Origin of the sequence: Desulfospira joergensenii DSM 10085 (genome assembly GCF_000420085.1) — a bacterium.
Taxonomy (GTDB): domain Bacteria; phylum Desulfobacterota; class Desulfobacteria; order Desulfobacterales; family Desulfobacteraceae; genus Desulfospira; species Desulfospira joergensenii.
Map to the genome: position 1 here is coordinate 1,731,233 of NZ_ATUG01000002.1, position 19,750 is coordinate 1,750,982.

Consider the following 19,750-nt stretch of genomic DNA (forward strand, 5'->3'; position numbering starts at 1 on the left):
TCCTCTTATCTAGTGTAAACTAGTCCACAAAAAACAAGGCCCTTCATTATGCGATTTAAATTCGGTTGTCAAGGATTTCCAATATAAAGATGAATGGAATTCATTGTTTTTCATTTTTTAAAAAAAAGCAAGGAAAAAAATAAGTTATGGGGAAAACCGGCATGAAAATAAATCATATTTATCCATGAATCAAGGACATGGGATGGGCATTTTCAGAATTGAGAATTGACTTTTCCATGGGGCAGGGATATTTTAAAAATTTTGGCCGACGATAAAAGAATTGTCAATGAAAACAGATAAAGAAACCAGGGTCAGTGTCATCATCCCCACCTTTAACCGGGCCTGGACCCTTAAGGCAGCCATTGACTCTGTCCTTGCCCAGGACTACGGGAATAAAGAAATCCTTGTGGTTGACGACGGCTCCAGCGACGATACCCCCATGCTTTTGCAATCCTACAAAGACCGGATCCGGGTCTTCACCCAGGCCAATAAAGGGGTAAGCGCCGCAAGGAACCTGGGGATAGAAAAGAGCCGTGGAGAGTTGATCGCACTGCTGGATTCCGACGACAGATGGGAACCGGGAAAACTTACCTGCCAGGTGGATTTTTTCAATGCCCACCCAAAAGCATCCGTCTGCCAGACCGAAGAGATCTGGATCAGAAAGGGGAGACGGGTCAATCCAAAAATAAAACATAAAAAACCGTCGGGCATGATCTTTGAGCCTTCCCTGGACCTCTGCCTGGTCAGCCCCTCCGCCGTGATGATGAGAAGGGAAATTTTTGAACAAAAAGGGAAGTTTAACGAATCCTTTCCGGTCTGCGAGGATTACGACCTCTGGCTGCGCATCGCCCTGGATACGCCCATATACCTGATCGATAAACCCCTTACCCTTAAAACCGGGGGGCATCCGGACCAGCTTTCCGGCTCCCATTCCCAGGACAGGTACAGGATAAAATCCATTTTGGGTTTGATCGAATCCGGTCTTCTCTCCCCGGTCCAGGAACAGGCCGCCCGGAAAGTCCTGAAAAAGAAATGCAGGATCTTCGGAAACGGCTGTATCAAAAGAGGGAGGAAAGAAGAGGGGGAATACTACCTCAAGTTTACAGGTCCAGAATATTCATCTCATAGTACTGCTGACCCTCTTCCTGGGTCAAGGTCTCCTCAATCCGGCATCGCGACTGATCGTTTCTCAGGGTAAGGGAGGCATTGGGTCCCTGGATAATGGTATCCTGGCTGATGGTCTTCTGAACCGTCACCCTGGCCAGGGAGGTGGTCTCTGAAGAGAATTCCCGGATGCGCTTTTTTTTCTTGACCATGTTTTTGTTGGCCAGTTCCAGGCGTTCCACACCCTGCTTCAGGTTCTCTATCTGCTTTGCATACCCATCCTGGAGGGTGAATATCCTGTCCAGTTCCTTTTCTGCCTTTTCGACAATGTCAGCCAGTTTTTTGATCCTGGTCTTGGCCGTGCTCAGCCCGGAGATGTCAGAGGCTTTTTTCATCTCCACCATGGCCTCGCCAAGGGTCTTTATCTCGTTGTTGGCCTTTTCCTGTTCCTGGGCCTTCTGGCTAACGATGCCGTATAATTCCTGGTCCTGTTCCTCTATGGATTGGATGTTTTCCTTTAAATCCTTGAGCCGGGCCATGGAGGTCTCAAGGACCTTATCAATTTCCCGGGTCAGCATGTCGGCATGCTCGTCCACGCCGATTTTGATAACCGCCGGTTTGGAAGTGTCGGTTCCGATTCTTCCGGCCTCGATTCCGGCCTTGGCTGCGATTTTTGAGGCGATGATGAGCCCGGTGGAATTCTGACATTCTCCGCTGGTGGCAATGGAGGAATCAATGATCTCCTTTTGGATGACCAGGTCTCCGAAACAGGCAATTTTGGAATTGTTGATGAATTTTGCATGGATGTTTCCCTGGACGGAAATATTGGCGTCTGTGATCCCCGAGGAGATGCAGAGGTCGCCGGTGATGTCGACCTGGGAACCCTCTATCTCCTGGGCGGTGAGGTTGACGCCTTTTATGGTGAACCCCTCCTTAATCATTCCCTTTACATTGATATTGCCTTTGAAATCAATGTTGCCGGTCTGGAAATCCACATCCCCTTCAATGACAAGTTCCGGGTTGACCGTGATGCTGCCCAAGGCGTCCACGTGGGGCTGTCCGTCCAGGGCCGCATATATGGACAGGCCGTCTTCGGACAGGGTGGTGTTGGCCTCTGCGTTGAAAACAGGGTCCAGGACCTCGTCCACGGGAATGGGGTTGCCGGAAATGGTCACCCCTGTCTTTCCTTCCCGGGGAGGTGTTTTTACTGCCAGAAGGTCACCCTCGCTGACATAGGGGATCCCCCCCCTTTCCCTGAAGTCAATGGAGCCGTCTTCAAGGATCTTTCCGGGGTTGGTGTAATCGGTTCTGAAATGATAGAGGATGCTGCCGTCCTGACCCTTATCCGGAGGGGTGCCTGCGGCCACTTGGATTTTTTCATCCTGGGGAAGGGATTCAAGGATCCAGGATTCCAGCCGGCTGCTGCCGATGAGTCCATAGGTCACGTTTTTTTCCCTGAGCAGGTCGAGAAGGGAGGAAAGGGTGAGTTTTGACGGCGGATCCGGGATTTTGAGCTTTTTGATAAATGCCTGGGTCTGATCTTCGGAGATGGTGATCTCGACGATTTCCTCCAGGGAATTTGCAGGGTCTATGGGGTCGGTTCCATTGTCCTCGGTGTCCATCTCCCCGGAACCCTCCTCCTGGGAAAGGGGAGCTATTTTTTCGGGTACTTTTTCCAGGGATGAGAAAGCGGTTTCCAGAATTTTTTTGATCCCGTCGGTTCCGGTGGTATGGGATTCCGGGTCTGATGCCGGTTCCTGTTCCGATTCGATCTGGATGTTCAGGGACCCTTCCTTGACCGGATCAAGCCCGGCTTTTGATGCCGCCTTGTTAAAACCGTCCCGGATATGATCCTTAAGACGGACAAATTCAGCTTCGAAAGATTCACAGGTCATGGGGATATCGTGCTGTTCCAGCCTTGCAGACAGGGTTCGGATCCCCTTGGGAAGGTCTGTTTGAAGCAGCCTTTTCTTTGCCTTTTTCTCATTGATGAGGTTTTTTAAAAGACCGTCTTTTTTCCGCAGCTTTTGGGCGATTTGAAACATCTGCTTGTTCTGGTGGACCGTGACCCGTTTTAATTGTTTTCGTTTCATGGATCCCAGAAACTGCTGGAGGCAGGTTCTGGCCTGGTCCACAAGATCCGTGTCCATGAAAGGATATGTGATGCAGGCGTGGATGCCTGCCTTGTTAATAGCGCTGATCAGGATATCGGTCTGGTCCGCCGGCACCATGAGCATCCGCTGGGTCATGGGGGAGATTGCCTTGGCCTTCTGCATGATATCGTCTCCCTCCATGAGCGGGAGTTTGTAACTGGAAATGAAGAGGGCAAAGGGGGAGGCCTTGGATTTTTTCAACTCGATCAGGGCCTCTTTGGACACATCCTTACACAGGACGTCCCAGCCGGCCTGTTCCAAAATATCCCGGGCATGGGTGCGGATTTGCTCATCCTTTTCAAGGATGAGCAATCTTGGCTTTTTCTTTTCACTCATCCTGTTTCAGTCCTTCCGGTTCGGTGTCGTCATGGGATGCCTTTTCCGGTTCATCTGTCCCGTCATCCTCTTGCTCTTCTGCGTCTTCGGGGCCGGGTTCCGGCATTTCAAAACCGTTTCTCTGGGCCAGGTCGTTGAAATCCCGGAACAACGTCTCCAGGGTATGCAAAAACAGAAGGTCAAAGCGGTCCTGGTCCGGTGTTTGTCCAAGGGCGTTGAGAATATCTTCGGCCATGAGGTCCGGGCCTGAAGAGTTGCCTTCGCCCTTTTCCTCTTCCTGTTTCTTCTCCCGGGTTTCGCTGATATTCTTTTTTAAAACTTCGATTTCAGCGTCCAGGGCCTTCAGCTTTTTATTATGATCCGTGGTGAGTTCCATGAGTTCGCAGTTCAGATCGTAGAGCTGCTTGTTCTGTTTTTTGGCCAGGACCAATAATCTTTCGTTTTCCTGGGATTGCTCATAGAAGCGGAGACCGGACTGGATTGCGGCCAAAAGTTCATCATGCTCCCATGGTTTGGCAATATACTTTTGAACCGATCCCTTATTCACCGCGTGGAGAATGGTCTGCATTTCAGAATAACCGGTAATGAGGAAACGGACTGTGTCAGGGGAGATGCTCTTGGCCTGCTCAAGGAATTGGGTGCCTTTCATGCCCGGCATCCGCTGGTCCGCAATGATCAGAGAAAAGGGCTTGTCAGCGCTTTTTATCTTCTTAAGACCCTCGTTCCCGCTGTCAACCGTGACCGTCTCGATTTTTTCCATTTCCAGGATGCGGCTGATGGCCTTTGCTACCCGGGCCTCGTCATCCACAATCAATACCCTGTGGTTAAACTCTGCTTCCATGGCCACCCTTTCTTGTCTTCACTTCTCTCTGGTATACCGGGTAAGTGAAGTACTCTTGTTCTCTCAGTCAAAGAACCTTCCTAACAATTTCTTAACTATATCTGCAAATTGGACCAAAAGCAATACCTAGTCCCATTCAATTTTTTACTAGTTGTTGCCGGCATTTTCAGAATAAAGGGTCCCGGGATTTTATCAAGTGAGATATTCCCCCGGGAGGGTGGAGATCTCCATTAATTTCCCAATGGCTTTAAAACCTTTCTTGACAATCTGCGTCTCTATCCATTAGTGTTTATTTGAAATTTGGTCCAATGCCTCTTGATTAAATATTTGATTAGATTTTGTGGCCGGTCAGGCTGAATTCGAAAAGAACGGAGCCCTTATCATGAACGATTTTCCCGAAGATCTGGACAAGAGAGACAAGGCAGAACTGGTGGTGGATATGATGACCCGGATTGTGGTCCATTACGGACTATGGTTTACCGAAATCCGGCATCAGATGGGAATGGAAGAGGCCTTGACGGTGTTGGACAAGGCCACCAGGCACTCCGTGGGCATCGGGCTTTCACGGATGTCGAAACTTTTCGGGTTTAAACTGGAAGACGGGATGCCCAGGCCATTGCTGACCATGGAAGATCATGACCTTAAGGAATTGATGGCCGCGGTTTCCAAGAACTGGCTGGCCAACGACGGGGTCTGGTTTCAGGCCGTTGAGTTCAGTCACGGCATGAATGAGGCAAAGCGGTGCAATGATTCCTGCTGGGCCCAGTTTTCTCCCTACGAGGCCCACGCCATAAGCAAGTTCCTCGGTCTGGATGACCGGCCCGGGCTTGAAGGATTGAAAAAAGCCCTCAATTTCAGGATGTATGCCTTTATAAATAAACAATCAATGGTTGACGAGGGGCCTGAAAGTTTTATATTCCAGATGAATGAATGCCGTGTCCAGATGGCCAGGAAAAGAAAGAATCTGGATGACTATCCCTGTAAATCCGCCGGGCAGGTTGAATATGCCTATTTTGCAAGGGCAATTGATCCGAGAATTGAAACGGAATGTATCGGCTGTCCGCCGGACAAACATCCGGATCAATGGTTCTGTGCATGGCGGTTCACTATTCGAAATTAAATTAACAGCTGTCGGTTTGGCGTAAACATAAGGAAAGGTTGAGACTATGGGTGTCATATATGACAAGATCCAGGAGCTGAAGAAAAAAGAACAGGAAATTTTACAGATGGGGGGAGAGGCGGCCCTTGCCAAGAGAAGGGAAAAGGGAAAGCTCAATGCCAGGGAGCGGCTTGAACTCCTTTTTGACAAAGGCAGCTTCAGGGAGTTGGATATGTTTGTCACCCACCGGTGCACCAATTTCGGCATGGAAAAAAAGCAGATTCCCGCCGACGGAGTGGTCACGGGCCATGGCCGGGTGGACGGTAGAATTGTTTTTTCCTATGCCCAGGATTTTACGGCCCGGGCCGGTTCCCTGGGGGAGATGCAGGCCAAGAAGATCTGCAAGGTCATGGACATGGCCATGAAGGCCGGCGCTCCCATCATCGGCATGAACGACTCCGGAGGTGCCCGGATTCAGGAGGGGATAGATGCCCTGTCCGGGTATGGAGAGATCTTTTTCAGAAACTCCGCCGCCTCGGGTGTGATCCCCCAGATATCGGCCATCATGGGTCCCACAGCCGGCGGTGCCGTCTATTCTCCTGCCATGACCGATTTTATCTTCATGGTCAAGGAATCCTCCTATATGTTCATCACCGGACCCAATGTGATCAAGGCGGTCACCGGAGAAGAGATCACTTTTGAGGACCTGGGAGGGGCCATGGCCCACAATGAAAAATCCGGAGTGGCTCAGTTTGCCTGTGACTCCGACGAGGACTGCATCCTTCAGATAAAAAAGCTGCTCTCCTTTCTCCCGTCCAACAACATGGAAGATCCTCCTTTGGCGGTTCCTTCCGATGACCCCGGCCGCATGGATCAGAGCCTGGACGCCATCATTCCCGACAACCCCAACCAGTCCTATGATATCAAGGATGTGATCTCCTCCATTGTGGATGACGGGGACTATTTCGAACCCCACCAGTACTTTGCCAAGAATATCGTGATCTGTTTTGCCCGGCTCAACGGGCGGCCCATCGGCATCATTGCCAACCAGCCCAATAACATGGCCGGGTGCCTGGACATCAACGCATCTGATAAGGCCACCCGGTTCATCCGGTTCTGCGACGGGTTTAATATTCCCATGCTCACCATTGCCGATGTCCCGGGATACCTGCCCGGCAGCGACCAGGAGTGGGGGGGGATCATCCGCCATGGGGCCAAACTGCTCTGGTGCTACTCCGAAGCCACGGTTCCCAAACTCCTGCTCATTACCCGGAAGGATTACGGGGGCTCTTATATTGCCATGTGCTCCAGGCATCTGGGGGCGGACATGGCCTTTGCCTGGCCCAGTGCCGAGATCGCCGTCATGGGTGCCGAAGGCGCAGCCAATATCATCCATGCCAGGGAGATCAAGGGGGCGGAAGACCCCGTGTCCATGCGAAAGGAAAAAATTGACGAGTACAATGAGCAGTTTTCAAATCCCTATTGCGCTGCTGCCCGGGGATATGTGGATGCCGTGATCCGGCCGGCCGAGACAAGGCCCAGACTCATTGACGCCCTTGAGGCCCTGGCCACCAAACGGGAAATCCGGCCGGCCAAAAAACACGGCAATATTCCGGTGTAAGGGGGGAACATGCAAAAACAGGGAAAAACAGATAAAAAAAAACTGGCCGCTGCCATGGCAGCCGTATTCGCCTATATGAAGACCAATGAAGAGGCCGCTGCCATGCAGGCTGCCCAGGACGGGCAGGCCCGGGAACCGGAACCGCTGCAGGGACCGCCGGCTGCGCCCAATGTCTGGGGCATGGCCGGAAGACAGTCCATGATGCAGGCCAATACCATGATGCAGTTAAGACTATTTAAATAAACATAGATTTCAGGAGAATTTAGATGAGTGAACATACCCAAGTCAAAACGGTTGAGATGAATTACGACAAGGACAGGCCTGGGGCGGAAAATCCCTTAAAGATAGAGGATCTCTCCCTGCGGGACGGACACCAGTCATTGTTTGCCACCCGGGGCCGCACCGAAGATATGATCCCTGTGGCCGAAAGAATGGATGAGGTGGGATTCTGGGCCGTGGAGGTCTGGGGCGGGGCTACCTTTGATACCATGCACAGGTTTTTGGGAGAAGACCCCTGGGAACGGCTGCGGACCCTGAAGCGGTATATGAAAAAAACCCCTTTTGCCATGCTGCTCAGGGGGCAGAATCTGGTGGGGTACCGAAACTATGCCGACGACGTGGCCAAGCTCTTTGTTAAAAAGACCGTGGACAACGGACTTGAGGTGTTCCGGACCTTTGACGCCCTCAACGATTACCGGAACTTTGAAACCGTTGTTCCGGTGATCAAGGAATGCGGAGCCCATTTCCAGGGCTGCATGTGTTATACCCTGACCGAGCCCCGTCTCGGGGGTGATGTCTATAACCTGGACTACTACGTGAAAAAGGCAAAGGAACTGGAAGACATGGGGGCCGACTCCATCTGCATCAAGGACATGGCCGGGCTCTTGTCTCCCTATGATGCCTATGACCTGGTCAAGGCCCTGAAGGAAAATGTAAAACCCCTGATTCACCTGCACAGCCATTTTACCTCGGGCATGTCTCCCATGACCCATATGAAGGCCGTGGAAGCCGGGGTGGACATCATTGACACCTGCCTGACCCCCTATGCCTATAGGACCTCCCATGCGGCCCTGGAACCCCTGGTCATGTCTCTTCTGGGCACAAGCCGGGACACCGGGTTTGACATCAAGGGGCTGGCCGAGATCAACGAGATTCTTGAAAAAGAGGTCATGCCCAAGTACAAGCATCTGCTGGACGATACCAAGGTCTCCATCATCGATATCAATGTGCTCCTTCACCAGACCCCGGGCGGCATGCTCTCCAACCTGGTGAATCAGCTTCGGGAAATGGATGCCATTGACAAGATCGGTGAGGTGTACAAGGAGCTGCCCAGGGTCAGGAAAGAACTGGGCCAGATTCCTCTGGTCACCCCCACCAGCCAGATCGTGGGAATTCAGACCGTGAACAATGTGCTCTTTGATACGGATGAGGAGAGGTACAAGATGGTCACGGCCCAGGTCAAAGACCTGTGCTACGGACTCTACGGGAAAACCTCGGTTCCCATTGATCCTGAAGTCCAGAAAAAAGCCCTGAAAGGATATGAAAGGGGGGAAAAGCCCATCTCCTGCCGCCCGGCCGAGGTCCTGGAGCCGGAACTGGCGGCTGCCAGAGAACAGATCGGAGATCTGGCCGTGGATGATGAGGACCTGGTCCTTTACACCTTGTTTCCGGTAACCGGAAAGAAATTTCTCATGCAAAAATACGGCAAGGAACAGATGCCGGACAGCCTGAAACCCATCACCCTGGAAGACGTGAAGAAACAGGACGAGATGATCAGAAAGGCAAAGGCCGGCGAACTGGTGGAAAAGGCCAGCCTTGAAAAGGGTGAATTTGCCCGGACCTTCAACGTATTTGTGGAAGGGGAATCCTTTGAGGTGGGAGTGGAAGAGATCGGCGGATCCCCGGTGATCACCTACGCAGCTCCCGCCGCTGCAACTCCGGCGTCTGCACCGGCGTCTGCCGTGCCTGTTCCTGCCGCTCCGGCGGCCCCGGCCCCGGCGGCACCGCCTGCTCCGGCCGCCCCGGCTGCCGCGCCCAAACCGGCTCCGGCTGCCGCATCCGCATCCGGAACCCCGGTCAAGGCCCCCATGCCCGGCATGGTCATAAAATATGAAAAGAATGTCGGGGATTCAGTCAATGAAGGGGATACCGTTGTGGTCATCGAGGCCATGAAGATGGAAAATGCCCTGCCGTCTCCGGTGAGCGGTGTGATCCAGGCCGTTAACTTTAACAGTGGGGATTCTGTGGCCAAGGATGCCATTCTGGCAATTATTGAATAAGGCTGAAGGATGAAGTAAGTTTTCGTCCAATCACAGGTTAGGATCAATCTAAAAAAAGACCGACTATAAAAATGAAACAAGTTGTTGGTCGATATTTGATTGCTTCAGGCTTTTGACTTAATGTTTTAACATTCGGTTTCTTTGTAGCATGCAGTTTGACAAGTCAAACTGCATGCTTATTTTTGGAGGGATTTATCCGGAAAATTTTATGAAACAGCCGGGACGAACCGCTTTCAAAGGAGATAAAATCAATGGCGTTTGAAACAAGAGAAGAACTTCTTGAAAAATATATAGAAATGGATAAACCCCACTGCCCCCATTGCGATCAGGAAATGATCCTGTGGGAGGTCCCTCCCATCAATTTCTCGGACGGGCTGGGCTGGGGCACCCCTTTCCTTTTTGTCTGCTTCAACGATGAGTGTCCCTCCTATAAAAAGGGCTGGGAACATCTTCAGGAGACCATGGAGGCCCCTGCTTCATACAGGTGCATCAATGAACCCGGCCAGAAGAATTTCGAGTACATGCCCGTGTTCAGCCCCCTGGGGGCCACCGGCGGCAAACTGGACGATGAAATTCTGGTCAAGCAGAAGGCCGAAAAAGAGCTGCTCAAGCAGACCTTTTTCGTGCTGACCGATTATTATATGGCCAAAGACTGGGATGAGATTCTAAAGATCGCTCTGGATCCCAAAATTCCGGTACGGGCCCGGCTCAAGGCCGTTGAAATGGTCGGGGAACTGGCAGATGTGGAGGCCATCGAACATCTCATTAACCATAAATTCCCCACCCCGGTTTTCCAGGAGAGTGTGGACAAGGTCATTGAACAGCTCCATGAGCGCCATTTTACCCGGGAATGCCCCTTTTGTGCCGAGATCATCAAGAAGCGGGCCACGGTTTGCAAGCACTGTCAAAAAGAAGTCCCCCGGGGCTAGCATTTGGATGAATATTCACCCATCTGCGGCGTTGCTGGAAAAATTTACCAGATTGTTTAGGATTGGCCTCACGTCCTTCAGTACGCTCCGGTTTTAAATTTTTTTGCGCCTTGCATATGGGCAAATCTTTGTCCAGCCATGGGACAGGGATACTAGAGAAAAAGCGGGAAAGAGTTTTCCCGCTTTTTTTTATTCAGCGGTTGATTTTTTCCAGGTTAAAGGATCGATAGATGATCATTTCCCGCTCTGTTCTCTCTTTATCCAGGGGTTTGTCCTCCAGGTTTTGTAAGGTTGTTTCGGCCTCTTTTCGGGAGGGGACGGCCGAAAGGCCCTGGCCAAGGGTCTTGCCGGTCAGGGTGTCCATAACCACGGCATCTTGTCCGTCTGTGGAAACGGCCATGGGGACCTGGAATTCATAGACCAGACGGGCCCCGGCCAGGATTTCCCTTTCATAGGATCCAATGGATCCGGCTACGCAGGTCACGGCCATGAAGGGTCTGCTTTTGCAGCTTACGATCAGGTCTATGGAGGAAGGGTAGTCCTCTCCCTTGAACTGAACCGTAATGGGGACATCCACCCGGATCTCGGATCGGTCATACCCCCTGTCTTCCACTAAAAATTTTTCAAAGTCCTGCCGGCTCTTTTCCGGGCCGATGATATCGATCTCTTTGCCTGTGATATAGTCTCTTATCTGTTCCATATGGTTCCGTTTTCTATTTTCATCCTTTAAAAAAGCGGTGTACCGGTCATCTCGCCGGGCTGCTCAAGGCCCAGGGCCTTGAGGATGGTGGGGGCGATATCCCCCAGGATTCCGTCCCTGGGCTTCACCTCTTCAAAGGGCTTGCCCGAGATGACAAAATACACCGGATTGGTGGTATGGGCCGTGTGGGGAGATCCGTCCTCTGCCTTCATTTTTTCCGAATTTCCGTGGTCTGCCGTGATAAAGGCCGTTCCCCCGGTTTTCCAGATGGCCCGGACCACTTTTTCCACGCTTTGGTCCACGGCTTCACATCCCTGGATGGCTGCCTCAAGAATTCCGGTGTGGCCCACCATGTCCATGTTGGCGAAGTTGAGGACGATAAAGGGAAATTTCCCGGATTCTATCTGTTCACAGGCCGTGTCCGCGATTTCAAAGGCACTCATGGAGGGTTTTTCATCATAGGTGGCCACTTCCCGGTTGGAGGGGATGAGGATGCGTTCCTCCCCTTCAAACACAGCTTCTTCCCCACCGTTGAAAAAATAAGTGACATGGGCGTATTTTTCGGTTTCCGCTATCCTGAGCTGGGCAATATGATTTTTACTCAGGACCTCTCCGAGGATGGCAAAGAGCTTCTGGGGGCCAAAGGCCACGGGCAGGTTAAAAAGGTCGTCGTATTTTGTCATGCAGACAAAAGCGGAAAGCTCGGGGAGGGTTTTTCTCTGGAATTCAGCAAAACCTTTCTGGGTAAAGGCCCGGGTAATCTCCTTGGCCCGGTCTGCCCGGTAGTTGAAAAAGATGACTCCGTCCCTGTCCCGGATCAAGCCGTTTTCAGACCCAGGCGAATCCTCAATGAAAACCGGGGGAATAAATTCATCGGTCTTGCCACGGTCATAGGCGGCCTGGAGGGCCTTTTCCGGATCTTTAGCCCGTTCTCCCAGACCGGAGGTGTAAAGGTCATAGGCCTTCTGGACCCGGTCCCAGCGGGTATCCCGGTCCATGGCCCAGTACCGGCCGATGATGCCGGCCACCCTGCCGAAATTGTGCTTGTTCATATGGGCTGTCAGTTGGGCCATATAGTCGATGCCGCTGGTGGGGGAGGTGTCCCGTCCGTCCAGGATGGGATGGACATAGAGTCTTTTTACTCCCTTTTTTCTGGCCATGTCCATGAGGGCGAAGACATGGGAAATATGGCTGTGGACCCCTCCGTCGGAGAGCAGTCCCATGAGGTGGAGGCCGGATCCGTTTTGGGCCGCTTTTTCCATGACTTCCGTCAGCACCGCGTTTTCAAAAAAACTGCCCTCCTCAATGGCCGTGTTGATCCTGACCAGGTCCTGGAGGACCCGTCTTCCGGCGCCGATGTTCATGTGGCCGACCTCTGAGTTGCCCATGGTGCCCTCGGGCAGGCCCACGGCCAGACCCGAGCACTCCAGCCTGCAATGGGGGGCCGTTGCCAGAAGGCTGTCCAGAAAGGGGGTTCGGGCCAGTGAAAATGCGTTTCCCTGGGATTCAGGGCTGATGCCCCAGCCGTCAAGGATCATGAGGATATTGATGGGTGTAGATCCCATTTTAATTCTTCTCCTGGCCTTCCAGGGGGGCGAATTCAGACAGATCGAGTCTGGAGGCATCGCTCCAAAGGCCTTCCAGGTCATAGAAATCCCTGGCACTGGTTTCAAATACGTGAATGATGATATGTCCGAAATCCAGCAGGGCCCACTCGCCTTCCTTGATGCCTTCCGTGCCCAGGGCCTGGATTTTTTTCTCCTTGAGTTTTTTAATGATATGCTCGGCCATGGTGGTAACCTGGCGGCCTGACCCGGCTTCAACAATGATCAGGATGTCGGTATAGGAGGTGAGTTCCCTGACATCAAGGGCGGTTACGGATCTGGCCTTTCTGTCAAAAATGGGGGTCAGATAGGGGGTGACCTCTTGGGGCACTCCAACAAAAGGTGTCATATATATAAATTCCTTTTCATGATGATCTCTTTGACCGGGGCAGGGACAAGCCCCTGAACGGAAAGATTTTTTCTTATCCGGTCCCGGATCAGGGTGGAAGAGATATCGATTTTGGGTACATTGCAGATGATGATGTCCTGCATTTTGTCGTGGATAAACTTATTCTTTTCTTTTCTGTATCCTTTTGAGATATTTTCGTCAATAAAGGATGTAAAGGAGGGGGAAGAGACAGACGATTGCCTGACCATGACGATGATGGGGATGGTCCTAAAGATCCGGTCCTTGTTTTTCCAGGTATTGATATCAAAAAAAGCGTCAGACCCCATGAGCAGGAAAAAGCGGTCCCCCGAGGTCTGCCTGAAGGCCTGGATCGTGTCAATGGTAAAGGAGGGTCCTTTTCTTTTCAGCTCTATGTCCGAAGCCTCAAATCCTTCCATGTCCCGGACGGATGCCCGGATCATCTCCAGCCTGTCCCTGGCCGGTGCCAGGTTGCCTGCCGGTTTGTGGGGCGGGGAAGCAGAGGGAAACAGGATGATCTGCCCGAGGCGGAACTCCTCTTTTACATGCTGGATAATTCCCAGGTGGCCATTGTGAAGCGGATTAAAGGTCCCTCCAAAAAGTCCGGTATCCATGGCCTATTCCTGTTGAAGTCTGGTCGCCAGTATCTTGATCAGTTCTTTTACGCCTTCTCCAGTGGCCGCTGAAATCTTGAGGATCTCAAGGTGGGGAAGGGCTTTTTCAAAGGCCTGAACCCGGTTGGCAGTACCGGTGAGGTCGATTTTGTTCAGGACCAGGATCTGGGTTTTTTGGGCCAGGGTTTCACTGTACTGGGAGAGTTCCCGGTTGATGAGCTCAAAGGCGCCAAGGGGGGAATCCGGATCAATGCCGCCGGAATCAATCAGATGGAGAAGGATGCCGGTCCGTTCAATATGCTTCAGGAATTTGATGCCCAGACCGGTTCCCAGATGGGCCCCTTCGATGAGACCGGGGATGTCTGCCACGGCAAAGGGCTCTCCAAAGGGCGGTTCCACCATGCCCAGGGTCGGGGTCAGGGTGGTGAAGGGATAGTCGGCCACCTTGGGCCGGGCAGCGGACATGGCCGAAACCAGGGTGGACTTGCCGGCATTGGGCAGCCCTACGATGCCGATGTCGGCCAAAAGTTTGAGTTCCAGTTTCAGCTTGAGTTCCAGGCCCGGAATGCCTGGCTGGGAGTGCCGGGGGGCCCGGTTGGTGGCCGTGGCGAATCTCTTGTTTCCCCGGCCGCCTTTGCCTCCTCTGGCAATGGTGAATTCCGAATCGGGTTCGGTCAGATCTGTGATGGGTTCAAGGGAGTCGGCATGGGAAACCAAGGTACCGCAGGGAAGGTTGATATAGCAGTGACTGCCGTTCTTCCCGTGTTTTTGTTTGCCCAGTCCGGGAGCCCCGTTTTGGGCCCTGAGCAGTTTCTGGCGGCGGTAATCGTACAGGGTGCGTTTGGAGGGGTCCGCCCTCAGGATGACGTGGCCGCCGTCCCCGCCGTCCCCACCATCAGGCCCGCCCCGTTCAATAAACCGTTCCCTTCGGAAACTGGTGCATCCGGGGCCGCCGTCTCCCGACCTGATGGTGATAATTGCTTCATCTACAAATTTCACGCGGCATAAACGCTGACTCTTTTCCTGTCCCGGCCTTTTCTTTCAAAGGTCACGACGCCGTCTATTTTGGAAAAAAGAGTATAATCCTTGCCCATTCCCACGTTGTTCCCGGGATGGATTTTGGTGCCTACCTGTCTGACGATGATATTACCGGCCAAAACTTTCTCGCCGCCGAATTTTTTAACGCCCCGCCGCTGAGCATTTGAGTCGCGGCCGTTTTTACTGGAGCCTGCTGCTTTCTTATGAGACATTTTTCATTTCTCCTTACGCTGAAATGGAATCAATCTTTATCTGAGTATAAAACTGCCTGTGGCCTCTCATTTTACGATAGCCCTTGCGGCGTTTATACTTGAATACCAATGTTTTCTTCCCTTTGCCCTGTTCAAGAATGCGTGCCTTAACGCTTGCGTTTTCAACATTGGGGCTGCCAAGGGTGACGGTCTCACCGTCGGAATACATGAGAACATCTTCAAATTCAATTTCCGAACCTTCGGTACCTTCCAGTTTTTCAACGTTCAGGATCTGTTCTTCATGAACCTTGTACTGCTTTCCTCCGGTCCTGATCACTGCGTACATGTTAAACTCTCCTTATCAATTCAATACTTTTTGCAAGTTTAAAAAACTCTTAATTCTATAATTGTTTAAAGGCGTTGTCAATCTTTATTTGATTTCGGCCGAAAGATTTTCTCCATTGAATCGGATGGATAACCATACTCTATTTCCGGGAAAATGTCCATGGAATTAAGGTAAGGCCCGGACATTCCTGCTGTCCGGGAAACATTTCCGGCGGCATCGGTCTGCAAGGGATTTTCCAAAACTTGTTTTTTTAGGCCAAGTCATAGTAAGAAAAGAAACGGTCCTGCCGATCTGAATTTCGGCAGGCAGTGTAAAACAGCATAGAATATAACACCGGGGAATTTCATGACAGACATCATCGATAAAGTACTGTTCAAGGATCTGGAAGCCTGTGATCCAGAAGAGGTGATCTCCAGAATTGGATGCACCTTTGATAAAAACACCGGGTCCTACGGGGTCCGGATCTGGGGAAAGACCTATGAGGTGAATCCGTCCCGGGCCGGGGTCCGTGTTCCTCAAGGAAATTCCCATGGGGAGTATATGGAGCTGTTTCTTCTCCACTACCTTATGAAAGCCCGGAGCATTCCCCTGTCAGGAGTCTGGGTATCGGAAAAAGACATTCCCTCGGGTGCGGCCTTTTTCCGGGGACCCCACACCCTTCCCACCCATCTCATCGTCCAAGTCTTTGGTTCTGATCCGGATGGATTTGCGGCCCGGTGTGAAACCCTGGGCGGCACTTCCCTGGACATGGCCGATCAGGCGTATGGCTTCGAGATTACCCCCAGGATCCCCGTGGCGGTCCTGTTCTGGCAGGGGGACGAGGATTTTGGGGCGGAATCTAGGCTGTTGTTCGATAAAACCATTGCTCAACATCTGCCCCTGGACATTGTCTATGCCCTGGCCGTCCAGGTCTGCCGGACCGTTTCAGGAGAACGGTAAAAGTGTTTTCCATTCTGCCCCGGATCATCGGATCGGGCCGGGCCAATGAATTCCTTTTGACCGGTAATTGGATGAACGCCCGGGAAGCTCTGGATCTGGGATTTGCCAGCCGGATGGTGGAAAAGGAGAAGATGATGGAGACCGCACTCGAGCTTGCCCTGGCCATGGCCGGCAAAAATCCTCCGGGCCTGCGCATGACCAAGGGGGCCATTAATATCAACATCGACGCCGGAGGCCTTGAGGCCTGCCTCCACATGGAGGACCGGAACCAGATGATGCTGGCTTTCGGCATACATGTGAAGCCTGGGGGGAAAGAAAGTTTGCCTCACATTCAGGGGCTTGAAATGAGGGCCACCTGATTTATATTGTCCCCAGTTCGAGTGTAAACTATCTTTATTTTTTAGCAAAGAAACTACAGGTATGGATGTAAAATATATTAACCCGTTTATCTCTGCCTCCATGGAAGTGTTTTTGACTTTTGCCGGAGTCGAATCCCATCCCGGGGCCCCGGTTGTGAGCAAAAAGCCATTGGCGGACAAAGAAATTAACGGGTTCATCGGCCTGAACGGCCACGGCATCTCCGGTTACTTCATCATCAATTTCAGCTCGTCTTTTTTGACGGCTATCTATGCCGAGATCTTCGATCATTCAAAGGCAAAGAAGGAAGAGCTGTACGACCTTGCCGGGGAACTCACCAATATGATCACCGGTATGGCCAAAGCGGAACTGTCCAAACAGGGCTTTTTCTTTGACGTGGCCGTGCCGAAAATCAGCCAGGCTCCACTCCTGATGATCCCCCAGGACCTTGTCACCAACCCCGTCATTGTGGTGCCCTTTGACACAAGGGCCGGAAAATTTTATATTGAGGCTTCCATCCAGACCATTGACGAGGATTTCCAGCAGGACAGCATGCCTGAGGTTACGCCCCCTGACGGCTATATTTCGGTGGACGAATTTGCACAAATAACCCGTATGGTCCCGGTTAAGGTACGGCGCCTTTTAAAGACCGGATTTATCCAGGGTAAAAAAATTTCGGCCAAACAGTGGCACATTCCCTGGGAAGAAATCGACAAAATACAGGGAAATCGGATTTCCAGACCCAAGCCGGCCAAAGAAATTCCCAAAAGTCTTTTGGATGAAACCGTCAGTGTTCAGGAGTTTGCCGGGCAGACCGGTCTGAGTCCGACCAAGGTAAAAAGTTTTCTGCGCTCAGGTTTTTTGGCAGGGGTACTCAACGGTAAGGAATGGCGGGTCAAAAAAGGCCAGATTTCAAAGTTCAACAAGAAGGGTTAGCATGAAATATCCGGGCTAACTGTCACATACAGGTTTGACACCCAATGCCTGGCTCCGGGGACAACGGAGCCATCAGGGGGAATTTCAAAGATGCTTTGATACCCTTCCCGGTGCAGATGGAAAGCTCAGCCAGCAGTGTTTTGTCAAAGAGAAAATAAATCCTCAGCCGTTTGGGAATACGGAATACCTATTTTTTGACCATCAGGTTGCCGCTTGGCGCATCCTTGCGCATGTTGGAAAGCAACCGTTCACCGTATTCGAAGTCCCTTCTCTGGTGGCCTTGCGCTGGACCCTAATGAATGAACAGCCTGGGGCCTGAGATAAGCTCTGAATCTGTTTTTTAAAAAAATTAAAAAATAGAAAAACATCGCACGGGTGACTGGTTTTTATGCGCCCGGAGGGCGTGTAAAAAACAGGCAGCAGTAACCCTATGCGACCGCCTTTCGTTCTTGGTTTTTATAGTAAATTTCATCTGGTGTCCAGTTGTCCAGTGACTGATGAAAGCGTTCCCCGTTGTAGTACAGGAACCATTGTGTCAGTCCTTGGCGGAGCTTCAAACCTCCTTCAAACGCCCTTAAATACAAATAGTGATACTTCAGAGTCCACCATAGCCGTTCAATGAAAATATTATCACGAAAACGGCCACGGCCATCCATGCTGATACGGATGGCGTTCTCCTTCAAGACTCCAGTGAAGGCCTCACTGGTGAACTGGCTCCCCTGGTCTGAATTGAATATTTCGGGACAACCATATTGATGTATCGCATCTTCAAGAGTGTCAATACAGAATGCCGTTTCAAGGGTATTGGAAAGCCGCCAGGATAATACTTTCCGACTATACCAGTCCATAATTGCCACAAGATACATAAAACCTTTGGCAAGAGGAATGTATGTGATATCCGCACACCAAACCTGATTGGGACGGTTTATTGTCAGTTTACGAAGCAAATAGGGATAGACCTTGTGCCTCGGGTGCTTCTTACTTGTTTTCGGCTTTGGATATATGGCCCGTAATCCCATTATGCTCATCAGTCTCCGGACACGCTTACGACTTATTTTATAGCCCAACCTTTGCAGAAAAGTACGCATTGATCGGCTTCCATAATTCGGGGTTTTTAAATATTGCTCATCAATCAGTCTCATCTGCTCAAGATCCAGACGACGAACTTTTTTGGGGCGGTAATATACCGAGGTTCGGCTTACCTTAAGCAGCTTACATTGTTGAACAATGCTGATCCGAGGATTATTGAAATCGACCATTTTTTTACGTTCTGTTCGACTTAAAAGTTGAGCTTTTTCGACAAAAAATCGTTTTCCACCTTTAATTTGCCAATTTGGCGGTAAAGCTCATCTACTTTGGTATCCATATGTTTTTTTTGATTCCGATTTTTATCGAACACATCTGCGGCGCCGTTAAGCAGATTCCGTTTCCAGGTGTTGATCATTGTCGGGTGGATTTCATACCGCGCTGCCAACTCGGCTACTGTTTGCCCATTTTTCAGGGCAGCCAACGCAACCTTCGCTTTGAACTCAGGTGAATACTGTTTCCGTTTCCTGGTGGTCATTGCCAACTCCTTTCATGTTAGTGAATCAGAGCTTAGCACATTGTTCGGATTCTGGGGACCACCGCACCTATCCCTGCGGAAAAAAGCCAAGGATTGCAGGACGGAGAGTGAAGGTTGAAGATGATTTAGATTCAAAGTCCGGCTGCCGGGGACTGGGGTTCCGCAGAGGGACGGATTCTTACAGGCTCTGCACTCCGCTCCACGAAAAGGTGAAAACTTAGCTTACGCTCAAACAGTTCACCCTTTTGCCGTTCCGCTCCGTAAGACCCTGTACACAATCCCCCTCAATGTCTCCACCCCAGCCTCCGGCAGCCTCCATGCCGGAGCGGTATGATCATTCAATAGCTTAGCATCATTTGAAGGTTACCGATAAGGGGCCTGCCAGAAGTCAGGTTCTGATCCTGCCCCGAAATATTGGAGATATGGTTAAGCCACATTTTTCAGGTTCTAATCTTCTTCTTCATGATGAACGGGTGACTTCCAGGTTATCCCTGTCCCGGTTAAAATATCCCCGCGCCGTTCATGAGGCCAGGCTTTCCCCGGATCGGAGCAGGGGGATCCAAGCCGCTGGATGAGATAGATGAATACCGGCAGGGTGCTTCTGGTTTTGATCTCATAAAAACAGAGCAAACGCCCCCTTTTTTGGGGCTGTCCTTTAGCGGTGAAGGATAAACCGTACCTTTGATTTTCCCCTTCACATCAGCCCCGTTCAGGAGTGTTCCCAGGGATTGT

Annotated in this window: 19 protein-coding genes; 9 read left to right on the plus strand and 10 right to left on the minus strand. The window is 51.3% G+C overall.

Going from position 1 to position 19,750, the window contains the following annotated elements; translation table 11 throughout:
• Window positions 1–286 precede the first annotated feature (286 nt).
• Window positions 287–1,198: a glycosyltransferase gene (locus F608_RS32785; RefSeq protein WP_022667583.1), complete on the plus strand. Its 912-nt coding sequence runs from the start codon at window positions 287–289 to the stop codon at window positions 1,196–1,198.
• On the opposite strand, the gene F608_RS0120620 is transcribed toward F608_RS32785, so the two are convergent.
• Window positions 1,101–3,593, minus strand: a complete 2,493-nt coding sequence (locus tag F608_RS0120620) for a flagellar assembly protein A (protein WP_022667584.1) — start codon at window positions 3,591–3,593, stop codon at window positions 1,101–1,103. The two genes, F608_RS32785 and F608_RS0120620, sit on opposite strands and share 98 nt — an antisense overlap.
• Window positions 3,586–4,434: a response regulator gene (locus F608_RS0120625; protein ID WP_022667585.1), complete on the minus strand. Its 849-nt coding sequence runs from the start codon at window positions 4,432–4,434 to the stop codon at window positions 3,586–3,588. Before F608_RS0120625 ends, F608_RS0120620 begins: the two co-directional genes overlap by 8 nt.
• A 382-nt stretch (window positions 4,435–4,816) precedes the next feature.
• Here F608_RS0120625 and F608_RS0120630 point away from each other — a divergent pair, with 382 nt between their 5' ends.
• From F608_RS0120630 to F608_RS0120650, 5 genes are all read left to right on the plus strand, one after another.
• Window positions 4,817–5,554: a DUF6125 family protein gene (locus F608_RS0120630; RefSeq protein WP_022667586.1), complete on the plus strand. Its 738-nt coding sequence runs from the start codon at window positions 4,817–4,819 to the stop codon at window positions 5,552–5,554.
• Between the two features lie 46 nt (window positions 5,555–5,600).
• A complete protein-coding gene (locus F608_RS0120635; protein ID WP_022667587.1) occupies window positions 5,601–7,154 on the plus strand; it encodes an acyl-CoA carboxylase subunit beta in 1,554 nt (517 codons plus the stop codon).
• A 9-nt stretch (window positions 7,155–7,163) separates the two neighbouring features.
• Window positions 7,164–7,397 carry a hypothetical protein gene (locus F608_RS0120640; RefSeq protein WP_022667588.1) on the plus strand — a complete coding sequence of 78 codons (234 nt, stop codon included), beginning with the start codon at window positions 7,164–7,166 and terminating at the stop codon, window positions 7,395–7,397.
• Window positions 7,398–7,420: 23 nt separating this feature from the next.
• On the plus strand, window positions 7,421–9,433 hold the full coding sequence (locus F608_RS0120645; protein WP_022667589.1) for a pyruvate carboxylase subunit B: 2,013 nt from the start codon (window positions 7,421–7,423) through the stop codon (window positions 9,431–9,433).
• A 251-nt stretch (window positions 9,434–9,684) separates the two neighbouring features.
• Window positions 9,685–10,362: a zinc ribbon domain-containing protein gene (locus F608_RS0120650; RefSeq protein WP_022667590.1), complete on the plus strand. Its 678-nt coding sequence runs from the start codon at window positions 9,685–9,687 to the stop codon at window positions 10,360–10,362.
• 193 nt (window positions 10,363–10,555) lie between these two features.
• On the opposite strand, the gene F608_RS0120655 is transcribed toward F608_RS0120650, so the two are convergent.
• The 7 genes from F608_RS0120655 to rplU are packed head-to-tail and all read right to left on the minus strand — an operon-like array spanning window position 10,556 to window position 15,222.
• The gene (locus tag F608_RS0120655) at window positions 10,556–11,062 is read right to left on the minus strand and encodes a type I restriction enzyme HsdR N-terminal domain-containing protein (protein ID WP_022667591.1); all 507 of its coding nucleotides are present in this window, start codon (window positions 11,060–11,062) and stop codon (window positions 10,556–10,558) included.
• Window positions 11,063–11,088: 26 nt separating this feature from the next.
• Window positions 11,089–12,627: a 2,3-bisphosphoglycerate-independent phosphoglycerate mutase gene (gpmI, locus tag F608_RS0120660; protein ID WP_022667592.1), complete on the minus strand. Its 1,539-nt coding sequence runs from the start codon at window positions 12,625–12,627 to the stop codon at window positions 11,089–11,091.
• 1 nt (window position 12,628) lies between these two features.
• Complete coding sequence (gene rsfS / locus F608_RS0120665; protein WP_022667593.1) at window positions 12,629–13,015, minus strand: ribosome silencing factor; 387 nt, start codon at window positions 13,013–13,015, stop codon at window positions 12,629–12,631.
• Window positions 13,012–13,647: a nicotinate-nucleotide adenylyltransferase gene (gene nadD, locus F608_RS0120670; protein ID WP_022667595.1), complete on the minus strand. Its 636-nt coding sequence runs from the start codon at window positions 13,645–13,647 to the stop codon at window positions 13,012–13,014. Before nadD ends, rsfS begins: the two co-directional genes overlap by 4 nt.
• A gap of 3 nt (window positions 13,648–13,650) precedes the next feature.
• Complete coding sequence (obgE, locus tag F608_RS0120675) at window positions 13,651–14,646, minus strand: GTPase ObgE (RefSeq protein ID WP_022667596.1); 996 nt, start codon at window positions 14,644–14,646, stop codon at window positions 13,651–13,653.
• Window positions 14,643–14,897, minus strand: a complete 255-nt coding sequence (gene rpmA, locus F608_RS0120680) for a 50S ribosomal protein L27 (RefSeq protein WP_022667597.1) — start codon at window positions 14,895–14,897, stop codon at window positions 14,643–14,645. Before rpmA ends, obgE begins: the two co-directional genes overlap by 4 nt.
• A gap of 13 nt (window positions 14,898–14,910) precedes the next feature.
• Window positions 14,911–15,222 (minus strand): 50S ribosomal protein L21, encoded by a 312-nt coding sequence (gene rplU / locus F608_RS0120685; protein WP_022667599.1) that lies wholly within the window; start codon window positions 15,220–15,222, stop codon window positions 14,911–14,913.
• A 345-nt stretch (window positions 15,223–15,567) separates the two neighbouring features.
• Between rplU and F608_RS0120695 the strand changes: the two genes are divergently transcribed.
• The 3 genes from F608_RS0120695 (at window position 15,568) to F608_RS0120705 (ending at window position 17,454) form a co-directional block, all read left to right on the plus strand.
• Window positions 15,568–16,161, plus strand: a complete 594-nt coding sequence (locus F608_RS0120695) for a DUF3786 domain-containing protein (RefSeq protein WP_022667601.1) — start codon at window positions 15,568–15,570, stop codon at window positions 16,159–16,161.
• A 2-nt stretch (window positions 16,162–16,163) separates the two neighbouring features.
• Window positions 16,164–16,520 (plus strand): enoyl-CoA hydratase/isomerase family protein, encoded by a 357-nt coding sequence (locus F608_RS32790; RefSeq protein WP_022667602.1) that lies wholly within the window; start codon window positions 16,164–16,166, stop codon window positions 16,518–16,520.
• Between the two features lie 61 nt (window positions 16,521–16,581).
• Window positions 16,582–17,454 (plus strand): chemotaxis protein CheX, encoded by an 873-nt coding sequence (locus F608_RS0120705; protein ID WP_022667604.1) that lies wholly within the window; start codon window positions 16,582–16,584, stop codon window positions 17,452–17,454.
• A 428-nt stretch (window positions 17,455–17,882) separates the two neighbouring features.
• On the opposite strand, the gene F608_RS0120715 is transcribed toward F608_RS0120705, so the two are convergent.
• A protein-coding gene (locus tag F608_RS0120715; RefSeq protein WP_208599521.1) for an IS3 family transposase occupies window positions 17,883–19,018 on the minus strand; the annotation gives its coding sequence in 2 pieces (ribosomal slippage) (window positions 17,883–18,739 and window positions 18,739–19,018; 1,137 coding nt in all).
• Window positions 19,019–19,750: the final 732 nt, after the last annotated feature.

Excerpts from the sequence above, each read along its gene's own strand:
- rsfS (WP_022667593.1), bottom strand. The coding sequence starts at position 13,015 with ATGACACCTTTTGTTGGAGTGCCCCAAGAGGTCACCCCCTATCTGACC.
- F608_RS0120620 (WP_022667584.1), bottom strand. The coding sequence starts at position 3,593 with ATGAGTGAAAAGAAAAAGCCAAGATTGCTCATCCTTGAAAAGGATGAG.
- F608_RS0120645 (WP_022667589.1), top strand. The coding sequence starts at position 7,421 with ATGAGTGAACATACCCAAGTCAAAACGGTTGAGATGAATTACGACAAG.
- F608_RS0120630 (WP_022667586.1), top strand. The coding sequence starts at position 4,817 with ATGAACGATTTTCCCGAAGATCTGGACAAGAGAGACAAGGCAGAACTG.
- F608_RS0120650 (WP_022667590.1), top strand. The coding sequence starts at position 9,685 with ATGGCGTTTGAAACAAGAGAAGAACTTCTTGAAAAATATATAGAAATG.
- rplU (WP_022667599.1), bottom strand. The coding sequence starts at position 15,222 with ATGTACGCAGTGATCAGGACCGGAGGAAAGCAGTACAAGGTTCATGAA.
- F608_RS0120640 (WP_022667588.1), top strand. The coding sequence starts at position 7,164 with ATGCAAAAACAGGGAAAAACAGATAAAAAAAAACTGGCCGCTGCCATG.
- nadD (WP_022667595.1), bottom strand. The coding sequence starts at position 13,647 with ATGGATACCGGACTTTTTGGAGGGACCTTTAATCCGCTTCACAATGGC.
- gpmI (WP_022667592.1), bottom strand. The coding sequence starts at position 12,627 with ATGGGATCTACACCCATCAATATCCTCATGATCCTTGACGGCTGGGGC.
- F608_RS0120655 (WP_022667591.1), bottom strand. The coding sequence starts at position 11,062 with ATGGAACAGATAAGAGACTATATCACAGGCAAAGAGATCGATATCATC.
- F608_RS0120625 (WP_022667585.1), bottom strand. The coding sequence starts at position 4,434 with ATGGAAGCAGAGTTTAACCACAGGGTATTGATTGTGGATGACGAGGCC.
- rpmA (WP_022667597.1), bottom strand. The coding sequence starts at position 14,897 with ATGTCTCATAAGAAAGCAGCAGGCTCCAGTAAAAACGGCCGCGACTCA.
- F608_RS0120705 (WP_022667604.1), top strand. The coding sequence starts at position 16,582 with ATGGATGTAAAATATATTAACCCGTTTATCTCTGCCTCCATGGAAGTG.
- F608_RS0120695 (WP_022667601.1), top strand. The coding sequence starts at position 15,568 with ATGACAGACATCATCGATAAAGTACTGTTCAAGGATCTGGAAGCCTGT.
- F608_RS0120635 (WP_022667587.1), top strand. The coding sequence starts at position 5,601 with ATGGGTGTCATATATGACAAGATCCAGGAGCTGAAGAAAAAAGAACAG.
- F608_RS32785 (WP_022667583.1), top strand. The coding sequence starts at position 287 with ATGAAAACAGATAAAGAAACCAGGGTCAGTGTCATCATCCCCACCTTT.